This window comes from Actinomycetospora rhizophila (assembly GCF_042657905.1).
Lineage (GTDB): Bacteria > Actinomycetota > Actinomycetes > Mycobacteriales > Pseudonocardiaceae > Actinomycetospora > Actinomycetospora rhizophila.
This window is the reverse complement of record NZ_JBHSKG010000024.1, coordinates 83,452-93,866: the sequence shown is the minus strand read 5'-3', so window position 1 is coordinate 93,866 and position 10,415 is coordinate 83,452. Positions and strand designations below refer to the sequence as shown.

The 10,415-nt window shown below is 75.8% G+C and carries 9 protein-coding genes; 5 read left to right on the top strand and 4 right to left on the bottom strand.

The genetic code is table 11. The features are described from left to right. The 3 genes from ACFPK1_RS30170 to ACFPK1_RS30160 all read right to left on the bottom strand — a co-directional run. A partial coding sequence (locus ACFPK1_RS30170) for an ABC transporter transmembrane domain-containing protein (protein ID WP_378024639.1) occupies window positions 1-2,363 on the bottom strand: 2,363 nt, incomplete at its 3' end. Further along, window positions 2,360-3,322 (bottom strand): cytochrome d ubiquinol oxidase subunit II, encoded by a 963-nt coding sequence (cydB, locus tag ACFPK1_RS30165; RefSeq protein WP_378024638.1) that lies wholly within the window; start codon window positions 3,320-3,322, stop codon window positions 2,360-2,362. The genes cydB and ACFPK1_RS30170, both read right to left, overlap by 4 nt. An 11-nt stretch (window positions 3,323-3,333) precedes the next feature. After that, on the bottom strand, window positions 3,334-4,800 hold the full coding sequence (locus tag ACFPK1_RS30160) for a cytochrome ubiquinol oxidase subunit I (RefSeq protein ID WP_378024637.1): 1,467 nt from the start codon (window positions 4,798-4,800) through the stop codon (window positions 3,334-3,336). 87 nt (window positions 4,801-4,887) lie between these two features. On the opposite strand from ACFPK1_RS30160, the gene ACFPK1_RS30155 reads away from it, so the two are divergent. Together ACFPK1_RS30155 and ACFPK1_RS30150 are read left to right on the top strand one after the other, a co-directional pair. Next, complete coding sequence (locus tag ACFPK1_RS30155; protein ID WP_378024636.1) at window positions 4,888-5,316, top strand: BlaI/MecI/CopY family transcriptional regulator; 429 nt, start codon at window positions 4,888-4,890, stop codon at window positions 5,314-5,316. A gap of 30 nt (window positions 5,317-5,346) precedes the next feature. Further along, window positions 5,347-6,249: a M56 family metallopeptidase gene (locus tag ACFPK1_RS30150; RefSeq protein WP_378024635.1), complete on the top strand. Its 903-nt coding sequence runs from the start codon at window positions 5,347-5,349 to the stop codon at window positions 6,247-6,249. A 1-nt stretch (window position 6,250) separates the two neighbouring features. Here ACFPK1_RS30150 and meaB read toward each other — a convergent pair whose 3' ends face one another. Then, a complete protein-coding gene (meaB, locus tag ACFPK1_RS30145) occupies window positions 6,251-7,204 on the bottom strand; it encodes a methylmalonyl Co-A mutase-associated GTPase MeaB (RefSeq protein WP_378024634.1) in 954 nt (317 codons plus the stop codon). Between the two features lie 107 nt (window positions 7,205-7,311). Between meaB and mce the strand changes: the two genes are divergently transcribed. From mce to ACFPK1_RS30130, 3 genes are all read left to right on the top strand, one after another. Next, a complete protein-coding gene (gene mce, locus ACFPK1_RS30140; RefSeq protein ID WP_378024633.1) occupies window positions 7,312-7,785 on the top strand; it encodes a methylmalonyl-CoA epimerase in 474 nt (157 codons plus the stop codon). 86 nt (window positions 7,786-7,871) lie between these two features. Beyond that, the gene (ccrA, locus tag ACFPK1_RS30135) at window positions 7,872-9,203 is read left to right on the top strand and encodes a crotonyl-CoA carboxylase/reductase (RefSeq protein WP_378024644.1); all 1,332 of its coding nucleotides are present in this window, start codon (window positions 7,872-7,874) and stop codon (window positions 9,201-9,203) included. 99 nt (window positions 9,204-9,302) lie between these two features. Continuing rightward, window positions 9,303-10,406: a DivIVA domain-containing protein gene (locus tag ACFPK1_RS30130; RefSeq protein WP_378024632.1), complete on the top strand. Its 1,104-nt coding sequence runs from the start codon at window positions 9,303-9,305 to the stop codon at window positions 10,404-10,406. Window positions 10,407-10,415: the final 9 nt, after the last annotated feature.

Here is a 10,415-nt window from a genome sequence, read left to right as displayed (position 1 = left end):
GGCGCGGCGGCGGTCGCCCGCGGGCGCGCCCGGACGACGTCGAGGCCGCGGGCGGCGAGCTCCTCGCGGGCCGCGTAGGCCTCGCCGACGGCGGCGCGCAGGTCGTCGACGGGGCGCTCCACGGCCGGCGCGGTGCGCCGCGCGACGAGGGCGGCGAGCAGCGGCGCGCCGAGCGCCGCCACGGCGAGCCCGGGGAGCAGCGCCGCGGCCATCGGGGGGCTCGCGAGCGCCGCGACACCGAGCAGCACCGGCAGCGCGAGCCCCGCGACGGCGAGCGGGAGCACCCCGCGGACGAGGCCGTCGAGGCGGACGTCGACGTCGTCGGTCACCCGCGCGAGCAGGTGGCCCCGCCGCCCGGCGACCGCGCCCGGCACGCGCTCGGCCAGCGCGGCGACCACCCGCCGGCGCCACCGGACCACGCGCGCCAGCCCGTCGGCGTGCGCGGTGACCCGTTCGAGGTGGCGCAGCACGGGGCGCGCGACGGCGAACCCGCGCACGGCCACCACGGCGATCGACAGGGTGAGGATCGGCGGTTGGGCGGCCGCGCGGGCGATCAGCCACGCCGCCGACGCCGTGAGCGCCACGCCCGCGACGGCCGCGCCGGTCCCGAGCACCACGGCGCTCCCGAGCCCAGGCTGGCGCTGGCGAGCTTTCGCAGCGATCGCCCTCTCGGCGTGCTCAGCTGGACGTTCGCAGGCCTCTAGGCGCGCGAAGTCCCCGTTCGCGTCCGAGGCGGGCGCACCGGCGCGGGGCGCGAACGCGTCGTTCGTGCGCGTAGAAGCAGCGAACGGCGCGTTCGCTGCAGGAGGGGTGGCCGCGGGCGCCACGCCCAGGTCCACGACACGGTCCGCGGCGGCGCGCAGGGCCGGGCGGTGGGCGACGGCGAGCACCAGCGCGCCCCGGCCCGCGAGCGCGCGGAGCTCGGCGACCACCGCCTGCTCGGACACGCCGTCGAGGTGGGCGGTGGGCTCGTCGAGCAGGACCACGGTGCTCGCAGGGTCGGCGTGGGCGTCGCCCAGCACGCCCGCGAGCGCGAGGCGGCGCCGCTGCCCCGAGGACAGCGAGCGGCCGGCCTCGGCGAGGGGCAGCGACGGGGCGAGGTCCAGGTCCAGGCGTCGCAGCAGGGCCGGCGACCCGGCGCCCAGCGCCTCGCCCACGGTCGCGGCGTGCGGGAGCTGCGGGTGCTGGCCGAGCACCACGAGCCGCCCACGCACCTCGACCACGCCGGACGCCGCGGCGGCGTCGTCGAGCGTGCCGGCGAGCGCCCGCAACAGCGTGGTCTTGCCCGCCCCGGACGGCCCGGCGACGACGACCAGCTCGCCGCCGCGGGCCTCGAGCGCCGGGACCGACGGCGTCGCGTCCCGGCGCCCGGGGTGCCGCACGGTCAGCTCGCGCACCCGGACCTGCGCCGGCCCCTCCGACACCGAGCGCGCGAGCGACGAGGACGGCGTCGACGCCAGCGCGTCCCGCTCGTCCAGCACGGCCGTGGCGCGGGCGTTGTCGTGGAACCGCGCGCCGGCCTCGCGCAGCGGGCGGTGCGCCTCGCCGGCGAGCAGGATCGCGACGAGCGCCGGGTACAGCGCCATCGCGCCCTCGACGAGCCGCACCCCGGCACCCACCGCGACCAGGCCGACCGACAGCGTCCCGAGCAGCTCGAGCGCCGTCGACGACAGGAACGCCACGCGCAGCACGCGCGTCGACGCCGCCCGGTGCTGCTCGCCGAGCTCCTCGACGGCCTCGACCGCGCGCCGGGAGCGCCCGAACAGCCGCAGCGTCGCGAGCCCCCCGACCGTGTCGAGGAAGTGCCCGGCCAGCCGCTCCCCCGCCGCCCACTCCCGCCGCGCCCGCGCCCGCGCCGCCCACCCGAGCAGCACCGCGAACACGGGCACCAGCGGCAGCGTCACGGCCACGACCAGCGCCGACGTCGGGTCGGCGAGGGCCAGCACGACCAGCACGGCGGGCGGGAGGACCACCGCGAGCACGAGCGCGGGCAGCGTCGCGGTGAACCAGCCGCGCAGGGCGTCGACCCCGTGCGAGGCCAGCGGCACCACGGCCGGGGCGTCGTCGTGCCCGAGGCGCTCGAGCAGCCGCTCGCGCTCCCGCTCGACGACCCGCTCCCCCGTCCGCGACGCCACCACCGGCTCGAGCCACGCGAGCCCGGACCGCAGCACGACGACCGACGCCAGCACGGCGATCGCCGCCGGAGGCACCCCGCCCGGCCCCACGACCAGCGCCGTCACCACGCTCGCCGCGGCCAGCGCGGCGGCGACCGTCGAGGCCGCCTGCAGGACACCGACGAGCACGAGCGTGGCCACGCCCACCCACGCACCCCGCGCGAGCGCCAGCAACCGGCGGTCCGTCACGACGCCACCCGCTCACTGGCGACCCGCCGCCGGAAGACCCAGTACGAGAACGCCTGGTACGCCACGACGCCGGGCAGGACGACCACCGCGGCGATCGTGATCAGCTGCAGCGCGCCGGGACTCGCCGCCGCCGACCCGACGGTCAGCGAGAAGGCCGGGTCGAGGGTGCTCGGCAGCACGACCGGCAGGTGCGCGGCGAGCACCGCCACCACCCCGAGCGCCACCGCCACCGAGGCCGCGGCGAAGGCGAGGACCTCGCGGCGCAGGGCGACCAGCACCGCCACGACCGCCACCGCCACCAGACCCATCGGCGCCACCAGCGCGACGAGCACCGCCACGGGCGCGAGGACCCCGAGCGCCGCCGTCCGCGCGCGGGCGCGCACCGGGCCGGTGGTGCGCAGGCCGAGGAACGTCGCGCCCTGCAGCAGCGCCGCGCCGACGCCGAGCGCCGCCCCGAGCAGCGCCGGGCCGGACACCAGCGGCGCCAGCGAGCGACCGAGACCCGCGCCGACGACCTCGCCGTCGGCCCCCAGCGCCAGCCCCGTGGCCAGCACGCCGAGCACCGCGCCCCACAGGGCGGCGACCACCAGCGACGACGCCGCGAGCACCCCGTCGCACCACCGGCGCCAGGCCTCGGTGCCGCCCTTGCCGCGGAACTCCAGCGCGACCCCGCGGGCGGCCAGCACGAGCAGGATCAGCACGAACGGCAGATAGAGCCCGCTCATCAGGGCCGCGTACCAGTCGGGGAACGCCGCGAACGTCACCCCGACCGCGGCCACGAGCCACACCTCGTTGCCGTCCCACACCGGGCCGATCGTCGAGACGCCGGCGCCGCGCTCGTGGTCGTCGCGACCGAGGGCGCCCGCGAGCACGCCGACGCCGAAGTCGAAGCCCTCGAGCACGAAGAACAGCACCCAGCAGGTGATCGCGAGGGCGAACCACAGGGTCGGGAGGTCCATGGCGGGCTCCTCTAGTAGCTGGGGACGAGGGGGCGGTCGGTGTCGTCGGGTGCGGGCGCGGGCGCCGGGTCGTCGCCCGCCGTGTGGGCGACGCGCAGCACCAGCCGCACCCACACCACGGCCAGCACGCCGTAGACCAGCGCGAACCCGGCCAGCGAGGCCACGAGCTCGATCGGCGTCAGCCCGGGCGACACCCCGTCGGCCGTGCGGAACAGGCCGAAGACGAGCCAGGGCTGGCGGGCGGTCTCGGTGAACAGCCAGCCGGCGGTCGCGGCGAGCGCGGGCAGGACGGGCACGGTCCAGAGCAGCCGCAGCAGCCACCGGTCGGCCAGCCCGGGCAGGCCGGGGCCGGGGTCGAGCTGCCGCCCCTTCCGTGTCCGCCACAGCACCCAGGCGGCCACCATCGTCGCCAGCACCCCGAAGCCGATCATGAAGCGGAAGCTCCAGTAGGCCATGGGGACGACCGGCACGTAGTCGCCCGGCCCGAACTGCGCGACGTACTGGGCCTGCAGGTCGTCGATGCCCTGCACCGTCGCGGTGGGGTCGCCGGTGGCGAGGAACGACAGCAGCCACGGGACGTCGAGCGAGAAGAACGGCTCCGTCTCCCCCGGCGCGCCGACGGCGAACAGGGAGAACGGCGCGCCCGCCTGCGTCGCGTAGAGCGCCTCGGCGGCGGCCATCTTCATGGGCTGGACCGCGGTCATGACCTTGCCCAGCAGGTCGCCGGTCAGCGCGACCGCCGCGCCGGCCGCGAACGTCGTCCACGCCCCCACCCGCGTGAACAGCCGCCAGCGCCCGTCCGGGTCGCCGCGGCGCAGCCGGTGGACGCCGATGGCGAGCACCAGCGCGCCGCCGCCGGCGAACGCGCCGGCGATGGTGTGCGGGAAGGCGGCGAGGACGACCTCGTTGGTCAGCAGGTCGGCGAAGCTGCCCAGCCGGGCCCGGCCGGTGGCGGGGTCGAGCGTGTAGGCCACCGGGTTCTGCATGAACGCGTTGGCGGCGAGGATCACGTAGGCGGAGATCAGCGTGCCGATCGCCACGATCCAGATCGTCGCGAGGTGCAGCGCGGGGCGCAGGCGGTCGGCGCCGAACCACCACAGCCCCAGGAACGTCGCCTCGAGGAAGAACGCGAGCATCCCCTCGATCGCGAGCGTGGGGCCGAAGACGTCGCCGTAGAACCGCGCGAACGCCGACCAGGACAGGCCGAACTGGAACTCCTGGACGAGCCCGGTGACGATGCCGACCGCGAACGTGATCATGAGCAACTTGCCCGCGACCAGCGTCAACCGCTGCCACCGGGGATCGCCGGTGCGGCCGTCCGCCTCCGGCGAAGCAGCTCCGCTCCGCTTCGTGCTGCGGAACGCGAGCGTCTGCAGCAGCGCCGTCAGGGACGCGAGCGAGATCGACAGCGGGACGAACAGGTAGTGGTACACGGTCACGACCGCGAACTGCAGTCGGGACAGCTCCAGCGCGGTCACGACGACCTCCTCGCCTACGACGCAGCGTCGTATCTACGACCAAGCGTAGTACGACGGTTTGCGTTGGCAAGGGGATCCACGGCTAGGATGCGTGACGTGGCCCTGGGAGAGCTCGAGCGCGCGGTGATGGCGCAGCTGTGGGCCGCTCCGGCGCCCCTGACCGTCCGTGAGGTGCACGACCGGCTCGACCGCGAGCTCGCGTACACCACGGTGATGACCGTCCTCGGCCGTCTGGCCAAGAAGGGCGTGGTGCGCCAGGAGCGGGACGGCAAGGCCTACCGCTACACCGCGGCGTCCACCCGCGAGCAGCTGGCGGCCTCGCTGATGCTGGACGCGCTGGGCGACGTCGGCGAGGACCGCACCGCCGCGCTGGTGGCTTTCGTCGACCGGGTCGGCCCCGAGGAGGCGGCCGCCCTGCGTGCGGCGCTGCAGGCCGCACCCCCGGCGGCCGCGCCGGTGGTGCCGGAGGTGCCGCGCCCGCGCACCGATGGTCAGGAAGGCGCCCCCGAGTCGTGATCTTGGCTCCACCCGCCGCAGACTGACCCCATGGCGTCGGTCTGGCTGGCCGCGCTGGCCCTGGTGCTGGCGGGCCCCGTCCCCTCGGTGCTGGCCCGCGCCCGGTGGCCGCAGCGGGTGCCGCGGGCGGCGATCGTGCTGTGGCAGGCGATCGCCGTGGCCGCCGTGCTCGCCGCGGTCGGCAGCGCCCTCGCCGCGCCCGAGGAGCTGCTGCGCGCCCTGGCCCCCGAGGAGCGCCGGGGCACACCGACGGTCGTCGCGGTCGTCATCGCCGCGGTCCTCGCCGGCCTCATCGTGCTGCGGCTGTTCGGCGTGCTCGTGCTGCTCGCGGTGCGCACCCGGCGCCGGCGCGCCCGCCACCGCGACATGGTCGACCTGCTCGACCGCGCCGAGCGCAGCGCCCTGATCGGCGGCTCCGGGACGGAGTCCGTGCTCCGGGTGCTCGACGGCGCGGTGCCCTTCGCCTACTGCGTGCCGGGGCGCGCGCCGCGGGTGGTGGTCACCGAGGCGGCCCTCGACACCCTCGACGCCGACGAGCTGCGCGCCGTCCTCGCCCACGAGCAGGCGCACCTCGACGCCCGCCACGACCTCGTCCGCGAGGGCTTCGTCGCCCTGCACCAGGCGTTCCCGGTGCTCGCGCGCAGCCGCCAGGCCCGTGACGCGGTCGGGATGCTCCTGGAGATGCTCGCCGACGACGCCGGCCGCGCCCGCTGCTCCGACACGGCGATGGCGGGCGCGCTCGAGGCGTTCGGGGTCACCGGCGACGCCGAGGTCGGCGCGCGCCTGGCCCGCGTGCGCTCGCAGTCGTGCGGCGGCCCGGCGCTGGCGACCGGCACCTACCTCGCGGCGGCCGCCGTGGTCGTCGTGCCGACCGTCGCCGTCGTCATCCCCTGGCTCTCGGTCGCCCTGCCCGCCGCCGGCGTCCTGCGATGAGTCAGCCGCGCACCGCGGCCACGACCGCGTCGGCGGCGGCGTAGGGGTCCAGCTCCCCCGCGACGACGCGCTCGGCCAGCTCGTCCAGGCCCGCGTCCCCCGCGAGCCCCCGGATGCGCCCGCGCAGGTCGGCCAGGGCGATCGCCTCGACCTCGGCGCGCGCCCGCTGCCGGGCACCGTCGGCGAGGCGGTCGTGGTCGGCCAGCCAGGCGCGGTGGTCGTCGAGGGCACCGACCAGCTCGTCGATCCCCTGCCCCGCCGAGGCCACCGTCCGCACCACCGGCGGGCGCCACGCCGGCCCCGCGAGCTCGCGGCGGTTCAGCGACACCATGTGCTGCAGCTCGCGCACCGTGGCGTCCGCGCCGTCGCGGTCGGCCTTGTTGACCACGAACACGTCCCCGACCTCGAGGATCCCGGCCTTGGCCGCCTGGACACCGTCGCCCATCCCGGGCGCCAGGAGCACGACCGTCGTGTCGGCCAGGGCGACGACCTCGACCTCCGACTGGCCCACCCCCACCGTCTCGACCAGGATCACGTCGCAGCCGGCGGCGTCCAGCACGCGCAGCGCCTGCGGGGTGGCGGCCGCGAGCCCGCCGAGGTGCCCGCGGGTGGCCATCGATCGGATGAACACGCCGGGATCGGTCGCGTGCTCGCCCATCCGGACGCGGTCGCCGAGCAGCGCACCGCCGGAGAACGGCGAGCTGGGGTCGACGGCGAGCACGCCGACGCGCCTGCCGTCGGCGCGCAGGGCGCTGACCAGCGCCGACGTGGTGGTCGACTTCCCGACCCCGGGCGAGCCGGTCAGGCCGACCACCCGCGCGTGACCCGTGTGGGGGGCGAGCGCGGCCGCCAGCTCGCGCAGCCGGGGACTCCCGTCCTCCACCAGGGAGATCAGGCGCGCCACCGCGCGCGGGGTCCCGTCACGCGCTTGCGCGACCAATTGCTGCAGGTCCACGGCGCGGCACCGTACCGATCGCGGCCCGGCGCCGACGTGCTTGGGAAATCGAGCGTGCGCTGCGTCACGCAGCGGACACTTCGATTCAGATGGTTACCCTGCCCGCCATGGTTTCCGACGGGGCATCCGACGCGACGACAGGCGACCTGGCCGCGAGCGGCATCACCACGATCGACCACGTGGGGATCGCCGTGCCCGACCTCGACGCCGCCATCGCCTGGTACGCCGAGAACCTCGGGCTCGTGGCGTCCCACCAGGAGACCAACGAGGAGCAGGGCGTCCGGGAGGCGATGCTGCACGCTCCCGGGGACGACGCGGGCCCGGCGGTGCAGCTGCTCGCGCCGCTGTCCGAGTCGTCCACGATCGCCAAGTTCATCGACCGCAACGGCCCCGGCCTGCAGCAGGTCGCCTACCGGGTGACCGACGTCGAGGCCAGCATGGACACGCTGCGCGCCAAGGGCCTGCGGCTGCTCTACGACGCCCCGCGGCGCGGCACCGCCGGCTCGCGGGTCAACTTCGTGCACCCCAAGGACGCCGGCGGGGTGCTCGTGGAGCTCGTCGAGCCCGCCCGGGAGCACTAGCCACACCGACCCGCTCACACCCCGGTCCCCAGGACTGTTACCGGTCGGTAGCCTCGCGCCACCGCCCACAGACGGAAGGCTTGACCGTGCAGGACATCCGCGACGCCATCCTCGCCGACGACACCGCCGCCCTCGACGGCCAGCCCGTCCCCGAGTCGTACCGGGGCATCACCGTCCACGCCGACGAGGCCGACATGTTCGAGGGGATGGCCTCGCGCGAGAAGGACCCGCGCAAGTCGCTGCACCTCGACGACGTGCCCACCCCCGAGGTGGCCCCCGGCGAGGCGCTGGTGGCCGTGATGGCCAGCGCCATCAACTACAACACCGTGTGGACCTCGATCTTCGAGCCGGTGTCGACGTTCAGCTTCCTCAAGCGCTACGGCAAGATCTCGCCGCTGGCCAAGCGCCACGACCTGCCCTACCACGTGGTGGGCTCCGACCTCGCCGGCGTCGTCATCAAGACCGGCGAGGGCGTGCACACCTGGAAGCCGGGCGACAAGGTCGTCGCGCACTGCCTCTCGGTCGAGCTCGAGGCCCCCGACGGCCACGACGACACGATGATGGACCCCGAGCAGCGCATCTGGGGCTTCGAGACCAACTTCGGCGGGCTCGCCGAGCTGGCGCTGGTGAAGACCAACCAGCTCATGCCCAAGCCCGACCACCTCACCTGGGAGGAGGCCGCCTCCCCGGGGCTGGTCAACTCCACCGCCTACCGCCAGCTGGTCAGCGCGAACGGCGCCAACATGACCCAGGGCGACGTCGTGCTGATCTGGGGCGCCTCGGGCGGCCTGGGCTCCTACGCCACCCAGTTCGCGCTCAACGGCGGCGCGACGCCGGTCTGCGTGGTCTCCAGCCCGGAGAAGGCCGAGATCTGCCGCAAGATGGGCGCCGAGCTGATCATCGACCGCTCCGCCGAGGGCTACAAGTTCTGGTCCGACCCCGAGACCCAGGACCCGCGCGAGTGGAAGCGGTTCGGCCAGAAGATCCGCGAGCTGACCGGCGGCGACGACCCGGACATCGTCTTCGAGCACCCGGGCCGCGAGACCTTCGGCGCGAGCGTCTACGTCGCCAAGCGCGGCGGCACGATCGTCACCTGCGCGTCGACCTCGGGCTTCATGCACCAGTACGACAACCGGTACCTGTGGATGAACCTCAAGCGGATCATCGGGTCGCACTTCGCGAACTACAAGGAGGCCTACCTGGCGAACCGCCTGGTGGCCCAGGGCGCGATCCACCCGACCGTCTCGCGCGTCTACCCGCTGCACGAGACCGGCGAGGCGGCCAACGACGTGCACCACAACAGCCACCAGGGCAAGGTCGGCGTGCTGGGCCTCGCGCCCGAGGAGGGCCTCGGCGTCACCAACACCGAGAAGCGCGAGCAGCACCTCGAGGCCATCAACCGCTTCCGGGGCGTCTGAGCGGGTGTTGATCCACACCGATGAGCTGCGCGGACGGGTGAGCGTCAGTCGCTCACCCGTCCGTGGAGCACCCTGCGTCACGCCGGTACCGTGACCGGCATGCCGTCCGACGAGCACGAGCTGTTGCCGCTGGGGACCGGCTTCGACGTCGTGCGCCGCGGGTACGACCGCGGCCAGGTCGAGGAGCACCTCGACCGCGTCGAGGCCGACCTGCGGATCCTCACCGCCGACCGCGACGCCGCCGTCGCCCAGGCCACCGAGCTCGCGCGGGCGCTCGACCACCATCGCGCGCACGTCGAGGACCTGCGCGCGCAGGTCGACCGGCTCTCGGCGCCGCCGGACACCATGGAGGGCCTGTCCGAGCGCCTGCAGCGGATGCTGCGCCTCGCCCAGGACGAGACCCGCTCCATGCGCGACGAGGCCGCCGACGCGTCCCGGCGCATCCGCGAGGAGGCCGACGAGTACGCGCGGCGCACCATGAACGGCGCCGACGAGCACGCCCGCAAGACGGCCGCCGAGGCCGAGCAGCGCGCCCGCCGCACGGTCGAGGAGGCCGACGAGCAGGGGCGCGGCATGCTCGAGGAGGCCCGCCGCCAGGCCCGCGAGATCCACGAGCGCGCCGAGGCCGAGGCCGAGCAGGCCCGTCACCGCTACGACGAGGGCCTCGCCGACAACGAGCGCCGTCGCCACGCGATGGAGGACGAGCACCGGAGTCTCATGGACGCCGCCCGCGCCGAGTCCGCGCGCGTGCGCCAGCAGGCCGAGCAGGAGCGCGACCGCCTCGACGCCGAGGGCCGGGCGTCGCGCGAGCAGGTCGAGAACGACTTCGCCCTCGCGATGGCCGCACGCCGCCGCGAGGCGATGCGCCAGCTCGAGGCCGACGAGAAGGCCTCGAAGGAGCGGGCCGACAAGTACGTGCAGGAGGCGTCCGAGGAGGCCCGGCGCCGCCTGCGCGAGGCCGACGCCGAGGTCGCCGAGATGCGGCGCCTGCGCGACCGTGTCGGCCAGCAGATGGCGTCCCTGCGCCAGGCCCTCGGGGCCCTGCCCGCCGTCGACGCGTTCCCCGACGAGGGGCCGGCCGACGGCCGTCCGGTGCTGCCCGACCCGCCCGCGCACGCCAACGGCGCGGGCCACGAGCCGGGCGGCGGCGACCTCGGCGGCGCCTCGGCCCCCGAGCAGCGCAGCGCGGCCCCGTCGCGCTAGGGACGGCCC

Coding starts and splice junctions, on each gene's coding strand:
- cydB (WP_378024638.1), bottom strand. CDS start 3,322: ATGGACCTCCCGACCCTGTGGTTCGCCCTCGCGATCACCTGCTGGGTG.
- ACFPK1_RS30155 (WP_378024636.1), top strand. CDS start 4,888: ATGCGTGACGTGGCCCTGGGAGAGCTCGAGCGCGCGGTGATGGCGCAG.
- ACFPK1_RS30150 (WP_378024635.1), top strand. CDS start 5,347: ATGGCGTCGGTCTGGCTGGCCGCGCTGGCCCTGGTGCTGGCGGGCCCC.
- mce (WP_378024633.1), top strand. CDS start 7,312: ATGGTTTCCGACGGGGCATCCGACGCGACGACAGGCGACCTGGCCGCG.
- ACFPK1_RS30130 (WP_378024632.1), top strand. CDS start 9,303: ATGCCGTCCGACGAGCACGAGCTGTTGCCGCTGGGGACCGGCTTCGAC.